18 protein-coding genes are annotated in these 15,983 nt (G+C 66.7%); 10 read left to right on the forward strand and 8 right to left on the reverse strand.

Annotation, left to right across the window (positions count from 1 at the left end; all coding sequences use genetic code 11):
• Nucleotides 1-4: 4 nt before the first annotated feature.
• Complete coding sequence (locus MHN84_RS17220) at nucleotides 5-148, reverse strand: hypothetical protein (protein WP_241205722.1); 144 nt, start codon at nucleotides 146-148, stop codon at nucleotides 5-7.
• Between the two features lie 66 nt (nucleotides 149-214).
• Here MHN84_RS17220 and MHN84_RS17225 point away from each other — a divergent pair, with 66 nt between their 5' ends.
• Both MHN84_RS17225 and MHN84_RS17230 read left to right on the forward strand, forming a co-directional pair.
• Nucleotides 215-1,036 (forward strand): GNAT family N-acetyltransferase, encoded by an 822-nt coding sequence (locus MHN84_RS17225; RefSeq protein ID WP_241205723.1) that lies wholly within the window; start codon nucleotides 215-217, stop codon nucleotides 1,034-1,036.
• A 305-nt stretch (nucleotides 1,037-1,341) separates the two neighbouring features.
• Complete coding sequence (locus MHN84_RS17230; protein WP_241205724.1) at nucleotides 1,342-2,070, forward strand: TMEM165/GDT1 family protein; 729 nt, start codon at nucleotides 1,342-1,344, stop codon at nucleotides 2,068-2,070.
• A 2-nt stretch (nucleotides 2,071-2,072) separates the two neighbouring features.
• On the opposite strand, the gene MHN84_RS17235 is transcribed toward MHN84_RS17230, so the two are convergent.
• The 5 genes from MHN84_RS17235 to MHN84_RS17255 form a co-directional block, all read right to left on the reverse strand.
• Entirely contained in the window at nucleotides 2,073-2,321 is a 249-nt protein-coding gene (locus MHN84_RS17235; RefSeq protein ID WP_241205725.1) for a hypothetical protein, read from the reverse strand.
• A 96-nt stretch (nucleotides 2,322-2,417) separates the two neighbouring features.
• Complete coding sequence (locus MHN84_RS17240) at nucleotides 2,418-2,717, reverse strand: hypothetical protein (RefSeq protein WP_241205726.1); 300 nt, start codon at nucleotides 2,715-2,717, stop codon at nucleotides 2,418-2,420.
• Nucleotides 2,718-2,874: 157 nt separating this feature from the next.
• Nucleotides 2,875-3,195: a hypothetical protein gene (locus MHN84_RS17245; RefSeq protein ID WP_374238379.1), complete on the reverse strand. Its 321-nt coding sequence runs from the start codon at nucleotides 3,193-3,195 to the stop codon at nucleotides 2,875-2,877.
• A gap of 110 nt (nucleotides 3,196-3,305) precedes the next feature.
• Complete coding sequence (locus tag MHN84_RS17250) at nucleotides 3,306-4,316, reverse strand: B12-binding domain-containing protein (RefSeq protein ID WP_241205727.1); 1,011 nt, start codon at nucleotides 4,314-4,316, stop codon at nucleotides 3,306-3,308.
• The gene (locus tag MHN84_RS17255) at nucleotides 4,304-5,455 is read right to left on the reverse strand and encodes a PP2C family protein-serine/threonine phosphatase (RefSeq protein WP_241205728.1); all 1,152 of its coding nucleotides are present in this window, start codon (nucleotides 5,453-5,455) and stop codon (nucleotides 4,304-4,306) included. The genes MHN84_RS17250 and MHN84_RS17255 overlap by 13 nt, the downstream gene beginning before the upstream one ends.
• 311 nt (nucleotides 5,456-5,766) lie before the next feature.
• Here MHN84_RS17255 and MHN84_RS17260 point away from each other — a divergent pair, with 311 nt between their 5' ends.
• The 4 genes from MHN84_RS17260 to MHN84_RS17275 all read left to right on the forward strand — a co-directional run bounded on the left by MHN84_RS17260 (nucleotide 5,767) and on the right by MHN84_RS17275 (nucleotide 8,297).
• Nucleotides 5,767-6,105 (forward strand): STAS domain-containing protein, encoded by a 339-nt coding sequence (locus MHN84_RS17260; RefSeq protein WP_241205729.1) that lies wholly within the window; start codon nucleotides 5,767-5,769, stop codon nucleotides 6,103-6,105.
• Nucleotides 6,106-6,214: 109 nt separating this feature from the next.
• Complete coding sequence (locus tag MHN84_RS17265; RefSeq protein ID WP_241205730.1) at nucleotides 6,215-6,457, forward strand: CsbD family protein; 243 nt, start codon at nucleotides 6,215-6,217, stop codon at nucleotides 6,455-6,457.
• Nucleotides 6,458-6,532: 75 nt separating this feature from the next.
• Entirely contained in the window at nucleotides 6,533-6,889 is a 357-nt protein-coding gene (locus MHN84_RS17270) for an STAS domain-containing protein (protein WP_241205731.1), read from the forward strand.
• Between the two features lie 445 nt (nucleotides 6,890-7,334).
• The gene (locus tag MHN84_RS17275) at nucleotides 7,335-8,297 is read left to right on the forward strand and encodes a hypothetical protein (protein WP_241205732.1); all 963 of its coding nucleotides are present in this window, start codon (nucleotides 7,335-7,337) and stop codon (nucleotides 8,295-8,297) included.
• A gap of 6 nt (nucleotides 8,298-8,303) precedes the next feature.
• Here the strand turns inward: MHN84_RS17275 and MHN84_RS17280 are convergent, their stop codons facing one another.
• Both MHN84_RS17280 and MHN84_RS17285 read right to left on the reverse strand, forming a co-directional pair.
• Nucleotides 8,304-8,996 (reverse strand): response regulator, encoded by a 693-nt coding sequence (locus MHN84_RS17280; RefSeq protein ID WP_241205733.1) that lies wholly within the window; start codon nucleotides 8,994-8,996, stop codon nucleotides 8,304-8,306.
• Nucleotides 8,993-10,555: an ATP-binding protein gene (locus tag MHN84_RS17285; protein WP_241205734.1), complete on the reverse strand. Its 1,563-nt coding sequence runs from the start codon at nucleotides 10,553-10,555 to the stop codon at nucleotides 8,993-8,995. The genes MHN84_RS17280 and MHN84_RS17285 overlap by 4 nt, the downstream gene beginning before the upstream one ends.
• Nucleotides 10,556-10,693: 138 nt before the next feature.
• On the opposite strand from MHN84_RS17285, the gene MHN84_RS17290 reads away from it, so the two are divergent.
• The 4 genes from MHN84_RS17290 (at nucleotide 10,694) to MHN84_RS17305 (ending at nucleotide 15,956) form a co-directional block, all read left to right on the forward strand.
• Complete coding sequence (locus MHN84_RS17290) at nucleotides 10,694-11,620, forward strand: tyrosine-type recombinase/integrase (RefSeq protein WP_241205735.1); 927 nt, start codon at nucleotides 10,694-10,696, stop codon at nucleotides 11,618-11,620.
• A 731-nt stretch (nucleotides 11,621-12,351) separates the two neighbouring features.
• Nucleotides 12,352-12,696, forward strand: coding sequence for a hypothetical protein (locus tag MHN84_RS17295; RefSeq protein ID WP_241205736.1), 345 nt, complete (start codon nucleotides 12,352-12,354; stop codon nucleotides 12,694-12,696).
• A 1,067-nt stretch (nucleotides 12,697-13,763) separates the two neighbouring features.
• On the forward strand, nucleotides 13,764-14,330 hold the full coding sequence (locus MHN84_RS17300; protein ID WP_241205737.1) for a hypothetical protein: 567 nt from the start codon (nucleotides 13,764-13,766) through the stop codon (nucleotides 14,328-14,330).
• Nucleotides 14,331-14,639: 309 nt separating this feature from the next.
• The gene (locus MHN84_RS17305) at nucleotides 14,640-15,956 is read left to right on the forward strand and encodes a phage major capsid protein (protein ID WP_241205738.1); all 1,317 of its coding nucleotides are present in this window, start codon (nucleotides 14,640-14,642) and stop codon (nucleotides 15,954-15,956) included.
• Nucleotides 15,957-15,983 lie beyond the last annotated feature (27 nt).

A 15,983-nucleotide genomic window follows, 5' to 3' on the forward strand; every position in this document is an offset into this window, starting at 1 on the left:
CAGCTCAGTTCTCGTCGGGGATCTGGTCTCGGGTCTGCCACCCGGCAGGTGCATCCGCGTCGTCGTCCTGATGGTCGAGCTTGTCCTGCAGGTCGCGCTGTTCGTCGGTGGCTTCGCTCGCGTCCTCGGGTGTGCTGTGGTCGGTCACGACGGTGAGGATTCTCCGTTCGCCCGGCGTCCAAACACCGGCACCCTGACGCCATAGTGTGGGCCCATGTTCTGTGGGACCGCCCTTGCGCAGCGCATCGAACATGCCGAGGCCGATCTCATCGGGGCGGCGACCCGGGCGGCCGCCCGTCGTGGTGCGCCCGGGATCGTCATGCCCGTCGTCGGCGGCCTCGCCTGCTACGCCGACGCGGACTCGCCGATGAACAAGGTGGTGGGCCTGGGCTTCGACGGCGTGCCCGATGCCGGCGTGCTCGACGCGATCGAACAGACCTTCGCGGGCCACGGGGCGGCCGTCGCGGTGGAACTGTGCACCCTCGCCGATCCCGGGGTCGGGCCGCTCCTGAGTGACCGCGGCTATCGGCTCGTCGGGTTCGAGAACGTGCTCGGGTGCGCCCTGCCGCTCACGGTCCAGTACGTCGGCCACCCGGAGGTGTGGCCGGCCGGCGCCGGGGAGAGCGTGGCGTGGCTCGACGTGCTCGTCGACGGATTCGCCCACCCGGACGGCGATGGTGTGCCCAGCCACGAGGAATTCCCCCGCGACGTCATCGTCGACGCGGCGAACGACATGCACCAGGCGGGCGCCATCCGCTACCTTGCAGGACTCGACGGCGCTGTGGCGGGTGCAGCGAGCATGCGGACCGCGGACGGCGTGGCGCAGCTGACGGGCGCGGCGACCGCACCTGGGTACCGGCGGCGGGGAGTCCAGGCCGCCCTGCTGGCCCACCGTCTCCACATCGCGTCGGACGCCGGATGTGACATCGCGGTGGTGACGACGGCGCCGGGATCGCTATCGCAGAAGAACGTGCAGCGCTTGGGTTTTCATCTGCTGTTCACCCGGGCGGTGCTCGTACGAGACGCGGAATGCTAGTGGCGTCACTTCTGGATACGGGTTCCCGAACAATCGTGGTCGAGTGTTCAAACTTATTGTGCGCCAGTCTTTTTCGACACCGAGAAGTTGCATGCCATCGAGGCGGAGGGTAGCCTTACCCGAAGTGAAGGGGAGTAGCCCCCAATCGGATGGTCGACATACTGGCTGATCGCCTGCGTATCAGCCCGGTCATCTGAACCGGACCTGTGATCCGGTGGGCGAGACCTTCGGTCGTGCATCGTATGTCGATTGCCGGCCGGAGGGTGTTCCCATCTGGCCGGCAGTCACGAGTAGAGGAGTTGTCGGTGATCGCCGCCCTGCTGCTGAGTTTCGCCGTGATCTTCGTGGCTGAACTCGGTGACAAGAGCCAGCTGATGGCGATGATGTTCGCCCTGCGATACCGGTGGTGGGTCGTGCTGTCCGCCATCCTCGCAGCCACCACGGCCGTGCACGTCCTGTCCGTCGCCATCGGGCACTACCTCGGCGCCGCACTCCCCACGCACCTGCTCGGCCTCATCGCGGGTGCGATGTTCGTGGTCTTCGGTGTCTGGACGCTGCGTGGCGACTCGCTCACCGACCAGGAGGCGTCACGGGCCCAGCGCGCCACCGCCCCCGCTTTCTTCGTGGTCACCTCGGCTTTCATGCTGGCCGAGCTGGGCGACAAGACCATGCTCGCCACGATCACGCTGGCCGCCGACAACAACTGGCTCGGCGTGTGGATCGGCTCCACGATCGGCATGGTCGCCGCCGACGCACTGGCCATCCTGGTCGGAGCGGTCGCCGGCAAGCATCTACCAGAACGGCTCATCCAGGTGGTCGCCGCGGCGCTGTTCGGGGTGTTCGGCATCTTCATGGTGATCGACAACCTGCGTCCCGCCCTGCCGGCCACGGTCAGCGTCGGAATAGCGGTCGCCGGTGTCGCTGCCGTGGGATTGGTGCTGCGTGCCCTGCCTGAGCGCATGCGCCCGGCCGTTCTGCGGCCCGCCCCGCAGCTGCCCGCAGAGCCCTCTTCCCTGCAGGCCTCCCGCGACTGATCTCAGATCGGTGCGACCGACCGGATCGCGATCTGCTCCGTCTCGCACATCCGGCAGGTCAGAGGTCGAACGTTCAACCGCACGTTGGCAATTCGAAGAGCGCGTCGGCACATGGGGTAGGGGCATCCGCACGACAGCGTGACCCACCACTGCGCCGGATGCGCCAGCGGGCCGCAGAAGCGCCGGCAGGTGCAGAGGATGTCGGGCTCGAAATCCAGGTCCGCCAGCGACGGTTCCAGCAAGGTGGTCACGGCCCCCAAGGCTAAAGTCAGGGTCGAGGGTTTCGCGGGAGGCGCGCGCGAGCGGTGCGGTCCGGTCTCCCGGAGCACCGCCCGCGCGCTGCGACGTCAGAGTCGAATCCAGCGGCCCAGGAACCAGAATCCCCAGCCGTCGCCATTGCCGGCGGGCAGCGGATGGACCTGCTGACCGTTGTACTGGAACGGTTGGTGGTCCCGCCGAGCCTGGTCGATCCCGCGATGCTGCCAGTCGCCATTCGGCTGCGGTGCCGGTTGGCATGCGGGCGCACCAGGGGCGCCGCAGGGGCCGCCTGGTTGGGCGGCGGCGGTGCCCGCGACCCCGGAGGTGAGCCCGGTGAGGGTGATGGCGCCGGCGATCGCCGTGGCGCCCAGAATGCGGGGGAGTGTCATACGTCGTCCGTTCGTCGTGTCACGCATGGCGGTTGCCATACGAGCGACGACGCTAGGGCCGCGGAATGGGTGAGCTATGTGCCTCACCTGGGCGCCGGCTTTGGATCCGGTCACGAATCGGACACCGCACGGCGACAAGATGATTCACCCAACCCCGTCACGAGCAGTTCAGCGTGACCGTCACCTTGGGCTTCGGGAATCTGGTGAACACGGTGATGTCGTCATCGTCGATCGGGATGATCTGCGCCGGCCGCGAGAAGGTGTTCACGTTGGTCACCTCGCATTCGTCGAGTGGAGCGCTGCCGACACGGTTGATCCGGACCTCGGCGCCGGAGGCTTTGAGCTGGTTGATGGTTGCCACGGCGTTGCCGCCGGAGCCGCCGCTCGAGCTCGGGGCCGCCTGGGCCGTGGCGGCCATCACCGGAATCGCCCCCGTGGCGATGAGGGCGGCGATGATGAATGTCTTTGTCTTGGCCATGGTGGGAACTCCCTGTGATGTCGCTGTGGCGTGTCAACCTGTGACACGGTGGCCGCGACCGGATGGTTCACCGTTGCCGAAAAAAGAATGCGCGCACAGACTCTTGCGGCTCAACTGCCGTCGGCGACGTGAGTGTCGAAGACGGCGCGCGACAACGGATAGCCGCCCAGGGCGGCCGACGTCGCGACCGCCAGTTCGTCGACGACGGTGGCCGCGAATCCGCGCGTGGTGACCACGTCGGCGATCCAGGCCACCGTCTCGGGGATCGGTCGGCTGTCGCCGGTGAGCAGCACGGCCGAGACTGCATGCAAGAGCTGATTGAGCGCATCGGTGGCCATCGCCTTGTCGGCGGCGTCCAGGCGACCGCTCGCCGTCACGGTCCAGGACGCGGCGAGACCGTCCACGATCGAGCGGTGGTCGTGCTCGAGGTCCGCCTGCTCGGCTGCCGCCTGCGGCGGCAGCGGCGAGACCGGGGGAACCACTGGCGGCAGGTTCGCGACCGCGGCCAGCGCCCCGTGCGCATCGGCCGCCCACGCCGTCGCGCCGAGCGCTTTGGCGCGCACGTCGTCGATACCGAACGCCGGACCGCCCACCACGATGGGCACTCCTGCAGCCGTACTGGCCTCGATGAACCGCCGCGTCGCCGGAAGGGAACCCAGCACCGAACAGCTGACGGCCACCGCCTCCGGTCCGTGGTCCTGCAGATACTGGTTCAGCCGCACGGGCGACGTGGCCGCACCCATCAGGATGCTGTCCCACCCGGCGCTGCGCAGAGTGCAGTCGATGATCATCGCGGGCAGCGCGTGCCATTCCCGCTCGGCACACGCGACCAGCACCCGGCCGCGCGTCGGCGCCACCGCACGCACGTGACGGCCCACTGCCTTGGTCGCGGCCACCGCCATCGCCGTCGCCGCGTGCTCCTCGGCGATGGTCCACTCCCCGCGCTGCCAGCGCTCCCCGTTGTCGCGCTGCACAGCTGCGATCACGTCGGTCAACACCGTCACCGGGTCCAGCCCGTCGACGAGCATGCGGTGGATCATCGACTGCACCGTCGCGGCATCACGCGTGGCCACCGCCTCGCGATACGCCCGCATCCGCTCCGGCCCGCTCAGCCCGGACACGTCACCGCCAGCAGTGCGATGTCGTCGTGGGGGCGTCCGTCGACGTATTCGACGACCTGCTGTTCGACCGCCTCGCACAACACGTCGGGGGAGGTGCCCGCGTACGCGGGCAGCAGACCGGCCAACCGATCCACGCCGAACATGCCCTGCGCGCCGTGCGCCTCGTCGACGCCGTCGGTGAACATCAACATCGTGTCGCCGCGCTCCAGGCGCAGCTCGATCGTGCGGTACTCGACGTCGGGGATCATCCCGCAGGCGGTGCCGAACACCTCGAGCTGCTCCACGTGGCCGTCGCGGCGCACCACCAACGGTGCCTGGTGGCCGGCGGTGGCCAACTCCACGTCGACGTGTGACCCCGACTCGGCGATGTGCACTCCGGCGCAGAGCATCGTGACGAACTGCTCGGGCCGCGTCTCGTACAGCACGCTGTTCAACGCGCGCAGCAGCGTCGCGGGACGGCGATCGAAGTAGGCGGCGGTGCGGATGCTCTGCCGGGTACGCCCGGTCAGTGCCGCTGCCTCGACGCCCTTACCGCTGGCGTCGCCGAGCGCGATCAGCCAGTCCCGGTCCGCGCCGAGCACGTCGTAGAAGTCGCCGCCGATGTCGATGTGCTCGGCGGCCGGACGATAGCGCGCCGCCAGGTGCAGATGATCGACGTCCGGCAGCGACGGCGGCCGTAGGGCGCTGCTGAGCACGGCCGCGATGTGCGTGCGTTCCTCGTAGAGCCGGGCAGAGTCGAGCGCGATCGTGGCTCGTGCGGCGAGATGGCCTGCGAAGGCGATGTCATCGGCGTCGAACGATCCACGACGGGCGAGCAGCAGCGCCCCCAGGGTGGCGCCGCGCGCGTTGAGGCCGACGGCCAGAAGATGCCTGACGCCCAGCCTCGCGACCTCCGCCCGGAGAGCGGGGTGGGGCAGCAGTTCGGCAACCGAGGAATCGCCGAGATCGGTGGTCGCGTCGGTGTTCCCGGTGCGCAGCACCCTGTCCAGGCGGCTGCCCGCGATCACGGCCTGCGAGATCGTCGCGGTGAACCCCACCGATTCGCCGCCCTGCAGGACGAGCCCGCCGCTGCGGGCGTCCGGCAGCGCCAGCATGGCCCAATCGGCGAGCTCGGGTTTGAGCAGCGTGAGGAGCCGCATCGCCGCGCGCCTGGGGTGCAACGAGCCGGCGAGGCCGAGCTCGACCTCCTCAGCCAGTTGTGTGCGCGTGCGAACGGAGCACCTCCCAGTGCAGTCTGTGCCCGGCGCATGTGGCAACGTCAGGCCTGCTCTACGGTAGTCGTCGCCGGAAGGTGTGCGGGCCGGTCGGCCCAACCGGTCCACGCGCCGGTTCCCGCACTCGGCTAGCCTGTACCCGGTTGTCGGAACCCGACACCGCGTCGAGCAGGTTCAGACTGCAGCCTCGTGACATCATCGCCCCCTGCAAGGCGAAGAGAGAAGAGGCATCGCGCGTGCAGCAATTCAGCGAACACCAGGTCGACGGCGTCGTCGTGATCGCGGCGTCCGGTGCTGTCGACATGCTGTCCGCCCCCCAGCTCCAGGACGTGATGAGTGCGGCGGCCGATCGCCGTCCCGCGGGTCTGATCCTCGACCTGACCGAGGTGGACTTCCTCGGCACGGCGGGCATGGAAGTCCTGATGACCACGCGTAAGCAACTCGACGAGGGCACCCGGTTCGCGGTGGTCGCCGACGGTCCCGCGACGAGCCGCCCGTTGACGATCATGGGCCTGGCCGATTACATCGAACTGTTCTCGTCATTGGACGTCGCGCTGAGCGACTTCGCTGGTTAGATGTTTCGTATCCCAGGGGCCAGGGAACAGACGCTTCGCTGAGCGGCCCGGCCGCTCCCCGGAGCGGAAATGATCCGTCCGGGCACGACACTGCAGAGGGAGCGCTCCCGTGGGTGACAACAATTCCGGTCCTGAAGAAGCCGTCAAGGGCGTCGTCGAAGGCGTCAAAGGCAAAGCCAAAGAGGTCGCCGGCATCGTGACCGGTCGCGATGATCTGAAGCAAGAGGGTGAGGCCCAGCAGGACAAGGCCGACGCCCAACGGGAGGTGGCCCAGAAAGAGGCCGAGGCCGAGAAGGCGCGTGGCGAAGCCAAGGCCAACGAGGCCCGCCAGAAGGCCGCCGAGCAGTCGTAATCATGAAGCAGTGATGTCCGTGTCATGACCGTCACGTCCATTCGGAGCAGGTCATCAGACTGTCGGAGCTTTTTCGTGGCTTCGACAGATCTGTCTGTTGCGACTCGGACGCGCGGTCGTGGCCGGGCGAAGGAGGCGACCGTCGCCGTCTCCGGCGAGGTCGACGCCGCCAATGCCAAGCGGTTCGCGCACGCGATCCGCGAGGCGGCGGGCGCTTCTCGCGCGGTGGTCGTCGATCTGACCGCCGTGTCGTTCATGGCTTTCGACGGGGCCTCAGCGCTGTACGCCATCAGTGCATATTTTTCCCGCGAGGACGTCCGATGGTGTGTGGTCGGGAGCCCAGCGGTCACCCGGGTGCTGCAGTTGTGCGACCCCGAGCAACTGATTCCCCGCGCGGACGTTCCGATCTTGCGCGGCGTCGGCCTCGCATGAGTGTGATCTGACACTCACTTCGTTCCCCGGACTCTAAGAAACCTGAGCGGAACGATTTCGTCACAGGCGGTAACAGCCGGTGCGGACCAATGGTTTCGCGCTGTTCACCGCATGTTTGCTCGTCGTCGCCCCAAGATAACGATCTGGTAACGAAGAGAAGTCTAAGTGGACGTTGAGAAATCCGATCCGCACCGCTCCCCTCAAGTGACCTTTGGCACCTCTGACCTCCGTTTTCCGTCACTAGACTCGATCGAGACCGCGCCCGGAAGGGCTGCCGACGGACCTCATCGGACCCGGGAGACATTGTCCCGGGGGAGGTGACCTACCTACGGAGAGATTTGCGATGCCCCTGTGGAAATCGACACGAATGCACACTGCTGCGGCCGGAGAGATCGATGGGCCCGATGGGGCAGTTGTGAACGGTGCCGCCGATGACGTGCGGCGCATGACCGTGGGCCGCGGACCCATCGGCGACATCGCCGCCGGACCGCACGTCGTCGCCGTCGCGAATCCTGCCGACGACACCGTCACTCTGCTCGATCCCCACACGCTCGAGCAGCGTGCCGTCGTGTCCCTCGGTGGTGAGCCCACCGGGGTCGTGGTCAGCGACGACCGCGCCTACCTCAGCGTCACCTCCGCCCAGCAGGACACCGTCGTCGTCATCGACGTGGAGACCGCCGCTGTCACGGCGACGTTCCCGGTCTCTTCCGGAATCACCGCGCTTGCCGTCGGGCCCGACGGCAAGCGGCTCTACGCCGGTCGAGCAGGCGGCGACCGCGTCGAGGTGACGGTCATCGACGTGACCGCGGAGCGTGCCGGCACCATCGACATCGGGCGGGGCCCGGCAGCCAACGTCGATGCGCTGGCACTCGATCCGCGCGGTAGGCGTCTGATGGTCGCCGTGACCGACGATTGGGGAAGCCAGCTGGTCATCGTCGACGCCGAAACCGCACGGGTGCGGCGTGTCGTGCCGGTCGGCTCGCCGCTGCGCGATCTGGCCTGCGCGGGCGACACGGTCTATGCGCTGACCTCCGATCGCGAAGTCGGCGGCGCCGTCCATGTCATCGACCTGGCGACCGCCCGCATCACTGCCACGGTCACCGTCGGTGGAGCCCCCACCCAGCTGTCACTGAGTCGCGATGAGGCGCGCGTCTACGTCGTCGACTACGACCGCGTGCACGTCGTGTGCACGATGCAACTCGAGATCGCCGACTCGCTGTCGGCGCCGGCGCGGCCGTCGTGCGTGGCGCACAGCGCCGACGGTGGCGAACTGTTCCTGGCGGACTACGCCGGAGGACTGGCCGTGCACGCAGTCGAGTCGACGGTCGGCATGCTCTACTCGCAGTTCCTCGCGACGGAGCCGTTCGCTCTCACCGCGCCGCGCACCCGTCAGCCTGTCGCCGTCTAGGGCGCCTCAGCGCCACTGATACCGGGTTTTCGGGCGGCCCGCTTTGCCGTAGTCGGTTTCGCGGCGCACCGTGCCCTCCTCGGCGAGCCGCTCGAGGTAGCGCCACGCCGTCACCCGGGACACGCCGATCTGCTTGGCGACGGTGTCCGCGGTGACACCTGCGTCGCCGGAATCGCGGACGGCACGGGCGATCTCGTCGTTGGTGCCGGGCGCGATGCCCTTCGGTGCGGCCGTCCGGTCGGGTCCGATCCGCAGTTCGGCCAGCGCGCGGTCGACCTCGGCCTGGCTGGCGGCGTCGGTGCCGGCCGGCAGGGCCTGGCGGTACCGGGCATACCGCTCGAGCCGGTCGCGGAACGCGGCGAACGTGAACGGTTTGAGCAGGTAGGCCAGAGCGCCGTGGCCGACCGCCGCGCGCACCATCTCCAAGTCGCGTTCCGAGGTGATCGTGATGATGTCGGGGGCGGGCCGCAGCCCCGACAGCGCTGACGCCAGTGCGATGCCGTTCGCGTCGGGGAGTCCGATGTCCAGCAGCACGAGGTCGATCGGGGTGCCATCGGCTGCCGCCTCCGATGCGGCCCGCATCGCGTCACGGGCCGTGTGCGCCACCGCTGCCACCGAAAAGTCCTGCAGGCGGCCGAGATACGCATGATGCGCCTCGGCGATCAACGGTTCGTCCTCCACGATGAGCACCCGGATCATGGCGCGCTGACCTCGACCGTGACCACCGACCCGTACGTCACGTCGGCGCACAGCGAACCACCGTGGCGCTTGACCACCTGTGCCACCAGCGCCAGCCCGAGACCGTGCTGCTCGGCGTCGCTGCCCGTCTTGGTCGAGTAGCCGCGCTGCATCGCCTTGTCAAAGGTCTTGGCATCCATGCCTTCTCCGCTGTCGGCCACTCGGATCAGCAGCCGGTCGTCACTCTGATTGACCGTGACCTCCACCCACGGATCGGATTTGTCGCAGGCGTCCATCGCGTTGTCGATCAGGTTGCCGAGCACCGTCACCATCTCCGAACCGCTGAGCAGATGACCGTCGCCGGCCGGCAGATGGGTGTCCTCGGTGATCGTCAGCTCGATTCCGCGCTCGTCGGCCTGGGCGGTCTTCCCCAGCAGCAGCGCCACCAGCGCCGGTTCTGCCACCGCGCTCGACAGGCGATCGACGAGATGTTGGGACAGCTCCAACTCAGCAGTCGCGAATCGGACCGCGTCGTCGGAGCGACCCATCTCCACCATCGTCACGATCGTGTGCAGCGTGTTGGCCGCCTCATGGGCCTGCGCGCGCAGCGAATCGGTCAGGACCTTCAAAGAGTTCAATTCGCCCAGGGCACCCTGCAATTCGGTGCGGTCGCGGATCGTCACCACCTCCGACGAACGACCTGCCGAGGGCACAGACGACCGGTTGACCACGAGCACACGGTCATCGGTGACATGGACCTCGTCGCGGGCACCGGGCGCGAAGGACTGCAGGAACTCCGGGAGATCGTCACGGCGGACATCGCCCGCCGGCAGCGACAGCAGCCGGCGCGCCTCGTCGTTGACCACTGCCACGCCGTCGCGGTCCAGCACGATGAGGCCCTCGGACACCGAGTGCAGGATCGCGTCGTGGTGGTCGTACATCACCCGCAGCTCATCGGGCCGCAGACCGCGGGTCTGGCGCAGCAGGCGGCGCCGGATCCCCCAGACCCCGACCAGCGACACCGCCAGCGCGCCGACGCCCACCGCCGCGATCACCGGCCACTGCGACCGCCACCGCTCGGCCAGGCTCTTCTGAAGGATGCCTGCCGCCACCAGGCCGACGATCCGGCCCGACGCATCGCGCACCGGCGCCACGGCGCGGACCGACGGGCCGAGCGTGCCGGTGTAGGTCTCGGTGAACGTCTCACCGCGCAGCGCGGGCTCGATGGTGCCGATGTAGGAGCCGCCGATCTGGGACGGATCGGTGTGGGTGAACCGCGTGCGGTCGGGCGCCATGATCGTGATGAACGCGATGTCGGTATGGGTGCGCACCAGCTCGGTCATCGGTTGCAGGATCTCGGTGGCGCGACCCGACTCGATGGCCGCTGCGGTCGACGGTGCATCGGCCAGCGAGGTGGCGATCCCGACGACCTGGTCGCGGGCCGCGGCGTCGCCGTCCTGCCGGGCGTCGATCAGCGCGAGGACGCTGCCCGCAGCGACGATCAGCGCGATCACCAGGATCTGCAGCGCGATCGCCTGGCCGGCCAGCGAGCGCGGCCAGGCCGCCCGGATCCGTCGCATCGTCGCGCACACCCTTCTGAACGAAATGAACTAAAACGTAAAGCGGACGTTAGCAGCTTAAATGGCGGTTTACCAGGAGATTCAAACCCGCTGCGCGTCAGCACATTTGGGTACATGGCTTGCAGGTAACATTGTGGCATGGCCGCCATTAGCCGCATATCTTCGCGCATACCTCCAATAGACCATTCAGTTCTGGTGCCTAGTTGGGAATTGACTCTCCGCGCCGAAAGAAAGGCGAACGCAACAATTGAGCAATACACGACCGCGGTGCGCTTGTATTTCCGTTGGTGCGCGACCAATGCTGAGCCGCTGGCGGTGGATAGAACGCTGGTGAAGCGTTTTATAGCTGACTTGATGGAGGCGGGTAAGGCACCCAGTACTGCCGGTCTTCGGCTGCAGGCCCTCCGGCAGTTCAGCCGGTGGCTCACCGAAGAGGGGGAGCAGGCGGAGGACCCGCTGCTGGGTCTAAAACCGCCAAAGGTGGATGTGGCAGTTGTCCAGTCGCTGACCGAGGATGAACTGCGTGCCCTGTTAAAGGCATGCGCTGGCCGAACTTTTCGGGACCGCCGAGATGAGGCCGCGGTGCGTCTGCTGGCAGAGACCGGCATGCGGTCCGGCGAGCTGCTGGGTCTGACCGTTGACGATGTGGACTTGGTGAAGGGGCTCGTCTTGATCCGGCATGCCAAGAATCACCACGGGCGCATGGTGTCAGTCGGGCCGCAGACCGCTGCAGCGGTAGACCGGTATTTACGCGTCCGGCGGCAACACCGATTGGCCAACACTTCGACGCTGTGGCTGGGTGACAATTCGCGAGGAACGATTTCGTATCACGGCCTTCGTGACGCGATTCTTCGCCGCGCTGAAACGGCTGGTTTGCGCCATTTCCACCTGCACAAATTGCGGCACACCTTCGCGTCAAGGTGGCTGGACAGCGGGGGCTCGGAGGGCGGTCTCATGGCGACAGCGGGATGGCGACGCCGGGAAATGCTCGACCGGTACGTTGCGGCGACGGCGGCGGAGCGGGCGGCTGACGAAGCCCGGCGCTTGAACCTGGGCGACCTCTAATAAGTAGAGCGCTACGCAATAGTGTTGCAGCACAACGCAACACACCGAACAAAATCATGGCACAACCGCGTGACCCGTGGTTTCCTATGTAGGCAAAGAGAACCGCAGCCAGTTCGGGTGCCATCACCCATACGGCCACGGCCGACCCGGCCCCGCAGCGTGGGAGTCCTCGGGACGGAAGACCGCACGGCACGGTAACGCTTCCGATAAGCGTTGCCCGCTTGGCGTTCTCCCGAACGAGGACAGGGAATTGCGAGACAACGACCAAGAAAACCTGCAGCGCGCCTACGGACGGCAGGGCGGCTTCGCGTCCTGGGCGCGAACATCAGACCGTGCGGACCGTCTAGCCCGCACATGGGCAGCTGGACCAACCGGGATGCTCTTCCACGCTCGCACCATATTCGGCCCAGATGTCGACCTAGACAGGCTGGACGGCGAGCAATGGAAACAGGTCGAAGCCGAACGGCGACGCTGGTACGCGCAGCTCAGCGCGCGGTCGCTGAAGGCCCGTAACCGCAGGAAGGCGCAGCGACTTCGTGAGGAGGCCGACCGGCTAGAAGCCGTCGCCAACGAGCCGGACGGTGCCGCGTGACCTACAAACGAAACCGCCGCCCCGGACGTGGGACGGCGGTGACACGGCGAATGCAACCGTCTGTGTTCCTTTTTGGCCGCGCTGCTATCACAGTACCGGCGACCACCGACACCACCGTCGACCGACACGGCGGCAGCTGATGACCTATTGGAACATCGGTGACGAGGAGTGGCGTGACCCCCGAGTCGTTGCCGCAGGCGGCGCATTCGCGATGTATGTCGCTGCTGGTTCATGGTGCATGGGCGAGGTACGGAACCGCGAATTGCCCGAAGTGTGGTTCGTTCCCGATTTTTGGGTCGGGACGTGGCCCGACGGCGAGAAGCCGTCAGTGGGTCGAAAGATGGCAAAAACTCTTTGTACAGTTGGTCTTTGGGAACGTGTTCCTGGCGGCTACCGCTACGCATGGATTCGCGACTGCAACACTCCCGATGCAGTGCGCAAGCTGCGGGATCGTTGGAAAAGGTCGAAGGACGGCGAGTCATGATCCGCGCGCAATTCCTATGCGGAACTGAGCGCGGAATCCGCGTAGGAACTGGCGTGGTAATCCGCTGGCGCTGTATGGGTTACCCATTAACCCATCTCCCATTACCCATGTCTCCCCGCGACGAGCTGACGCCGTCGCACCCAACATGTACCTGCCGCGATTCTCAGCCCACCCTTGCGTTCCTAAAAAGAATTGCGCCGTACGAAGTTCGCTGTCGCGAACTCCGCACGGTCCGAACAGAAACCGTGGTTCCTTGCACGGCCCGCCTACGCAGAGCGGCCAGTTGGTGGGGGACGTCACCAGGAACAGTCCGATGAGCGGGTTTGTTCCGCCCCGTGGTCGTGGTCGGTGTACGTGTGGATGGCACGTCAAGTCGATGGGCCACGCGCCGTCGTGTGCGCGTGCGACATGTCGCCGATGCGGGCGGTTCCCCCGTTGGCCCGGTGACCGCTGGTGCTGCTGGTGTCGTCGTGAACTTGACCGACAGAAGGAAGAATCGAAATGACCGAGTTGGTTTTGGAATTGGCCGCACTGCGGGTCCGTCTAATCGGAGAACGCGACCACGCGCATGACCGAGCGCTGGCGCTTCTAGACCAGGCGAGGGCAGATGGGCGCGACTGTCTCAAACGAGACGCCGACGATGAGTTTCAGCGCTGGACCGCTTTTATGGGCCGTTGCGGCATAGCGGTGCGGGGCCTCGATTTGCTAGTCGGGGCGCTCGATGAACTGGCTGGCGCAGACGGGCAGGCGGACGGGTGAAGCGGTCGCGGCGTGCTTGTCGGTATTGCGGTGTACACGCGGACCAGCGACACCTCCACGGATGTCCGCGCAATCCAAGATGTTCGCGGTGCGGGGAGAAGGCGGCGGTGCCGGGAGGGCTGTGCCCGGTCTGCGAGGCGCGGGTCGCCGCCGTCGAGGAACAGTTGCGCCGTCTGCGCGGCGACCCGTGAACCGCCGAGGCAAGGCGGGTCTCATCTGTCGCAGGGTGCTCAACACACCGCTAATCACCATCTTCCAGTCGAGGGGCGAGGCGGTTGAAGCGCTTCCCGCCAGGTGTGGCCGAGGGTGTGAACACAGCCACGCGCTCGTCGTCAGGGACGGGCGAGGTCGGCTGCGGGTTGCCAGCCACGCGCTCGTCGTCAGGGACGGGCGAGGTCGGCTGCGGGTTGCCGCAGCCGCTTCCGTTGCTACGGGCCGTCCTGGCGGCGCGGGCGCGCGTGAACCGGTGGCGGGTGGTGTGGTGGTGGCTGCCGCGCCGCAGGTGGCCGTACAAGCGGACACAGGCCGAATGTGCCGGTGGCAACACCCAACCCGACTGCAGAAGTGCCAACCCTGCCGCCGACTGTGTGGCCGGGAACATCGAAGGAGAAATGGTGGATAGAACACCCATTCATCGCCGCGCTGACGAGATGCTGCTCAATGCATTGCAAGCATTGCGGACCGCAGAGTTGGAGGCGCAGTTCCAACGTCCACCTGGCGACAGCACGGGGCTGCCGACGTGGCGTCAGGCCAGCCCTGGTGTGCCAGTGGCGGTGCGGCAAGCCGAGCTAGACGTGCTCAGCGATGAGGCACGGATACAGGACACGCAGGCGCTGGCGTACCGCCATGACGACGGCGACGCCTCACACTCGTAGTGGCCCGCCGCCCCGAGAGAAACAGCTTGTGTCGAGCCCTGGTAACGGCGGCGGGCCACCCTCAGGGGTAGGGGCCGGCATTGCCGTGGCCGTGAAACCAATTCATCCGCAACAGCTTCCACCAGACACACGGACAGCGCATTCATCATCTTGTCGGTGCATGCCCGTAGACTGCTTTGCAGCGGATCAACTTCGGCTGGTGGAGACCCCCGGAGGACATGGCCCGGAGCGGCCCGGTCGCGCAACTACATAAAACGCCAGCCCCCATCGAGGCGGCGTATTCAGCGACCACTCCGAAAGTTATCTTCCATGAGCCTTCGTGCAGAACTCGAAACCAAACGCGCCGAACAACTTCGCCGCATTGACACCCTGAAAGCCGAACGCGACACGGCGAAGCAAGCAGTCCGGCGCATCCGCGACCAGTGGACCAATCGGGGCTTTTCCGCCGCCGAATACCGAGAATTGCCGAACCATCGCGCCGCCGCCGACCGGGTCGACGCAATCACCGCCGAGATCGACGAGGTGAAGGCCGACCTCGCGGGCTTGAATGAACACATCGAGGACGTTCAATCCGATGACGCTAGACGCGGTGACGACAACCCGGTGCTGCAACGCGTCCGGGGTGAGGCCCCCGCTACGCCGCTAGACGGTGCCGGACCTGTCAACGCGCGCCGCGCGAATATGGTCGCACCCCTGGCGTTCGAGCAGGAGCAGCTGGAAGAACTTCACCGGGCCGCGATGTCTCGCCAGAGCCGCCGCGTCGAAGCGCGCGCCTTCTCCTCAGTCGACACCCTGCTTCCAAACCAATTGTGGCCAGAAGTAATCGGCCCGGTTCACGACAACCGCGTGTTGTCCAGGCTGCCGGTCTTTCCGACCGAGCTACCCGTCGTGCAATACATCCGGCATGTCAGCACTACCGGTGCGCCGACCATTGTTGCCGAGGGTGCGGTGAAGCCTGAGCTCGTCCTGGTCGGTGACCGCGTACTGGCCACGGCCCAGAAAATCGCTGCGCACGCCGCTGTGAGTCAGGAAATCATTCAGGACTGGAGCACGTGGTTCGACTACGTCCAAAACGAAGTGATGCAACAGGTCATCGACAAAGAGAACGATGAGCTGCTGAACGGCAACGGCACGACCGGCCATCTCACCGGCCTACTCAACACGTCAGGCATCTTGACCCACACCGTGGGCGGCACGGGCACAACACCGAACGGTGAAACAGCGCTGGACGCTATCGAGGTCAGCATCGCGAAGTTGCGCGTGGGCGCAGCGAAGGCGACCGCCGACCTTCTGATTCTGCACCCGGCGACGTGGTCCGCGATTCGCCGGACGAAAGATGGCCAGCAGCGCTATTTGACGCAGCCGGACCCCACAGTCGGTGAGACGAACACAGCGTGGGGTGTGCCGGTCTTGGTGACCACCCAGATAGCTGCAGGCGCAGGTGCATTGCTAGACACCACGAAGTTCGGGCGCGTACATGTCCGAGAAGCGCTGAATTTGCAGGTCGGGCTGACGCAGGACGATTTCATCAGGAACCTCGTCCGCGTCATCGCTGAGGAACGGCTCACGCTGGCTGTGGAGCGTCCCGCTGCAATCCTGGCCATCTCAGGGCTGCCGGCCTCATGACCGTCCAAGTAGAAGGGCGATCCTGAC

The organism is Mycobacterium sp. PSTR-4-N (assembly GCF_022348085.1).
Taxonomy (GTDB): domain Bacteria; phylum Actinomycetota; class Actinomycetes; order Mycobacteriales; family Mycobacteriaceae; genus Mycobacterium.

What these genes read in the sequence shown, in the direction of transcription:
- MHN84_RS17280 (WP_241205733.1), bottom strand. Translation starts at nt 8,996, where the DNA reads ATGATCCGGGTGCTCATCGTGGAGGACGAACCGTTGATCGCCGAGGCG.
- MHN84_RS17305 (WP_241205738.1), top strand. Translation starts at nt 14,640, where the DNA reads ATGAGCCTTCGTGCAGAACTCGAAACCAAACGCGCCGAACAACTTCGC.
- MHN84_RS17295 (WP_241205736.1), top strand. Translation starts at nt 12,352, where the DNA reads ATGACCTATTGGAACATCGGTGACGAGGAGTGGCGTGACCCCCGAGTC.
- MHN84_RS17285 (WP_241205734.1), bottom strand. Translation starts at nt 10,555, where the DNA reads ATGCGACGGATCCGGGCGGCCTGGCCGCGCTCGCTGGCCGGCCAGGCG.
- MHN84_RS17290 (WP_241205735.1), top strand. Translation starts at nt 10,694, where the DNA reads ATGGCCGCCATTAGCCGCATATCTTCGCGCATACCTCCAATAGACCAT.
- MHN84_RS17245 (WP_374238379.1), bottom strand. Translation starts at nt 3,195, where the DNA reads ATGGCCAAGACAAAGACATTCATCATCGCCGCCCTCATCGCCACGGGG.
- MHN84_RS17225 (WP_241205723.1), top strand. Translation starts at nt 215, where the DNA reads ATGTTCTGTGGGACCGCCCTTGCGCAGCGCATCGAACATGCCGAGGCC.
- MHN84_RS17275 (WP_241205732.1), top strand. Translation starts at nt 7,335, where the DNA reads ATGACCGTGGGCCGCGGACCCATCGGCGACATCGCCGCCGGACCGCAC.
- MHN84_RS17240 (WP_241205726.1), bottom strand. Translation starts at nt 2,717, where the DNA reads ATGACACTCCCCCGCATTCTGGGCGCCACGGCGATCGCCGGCGCCATC.
- MHN84_RS17255 (WP_241205728.1), bottom strand. Translation starts at nt 5,455, where the DNA reads ATGCGGCTCCTCACGCTGCTCAAACCCGAGCTCGCCGATTGGGCCATG.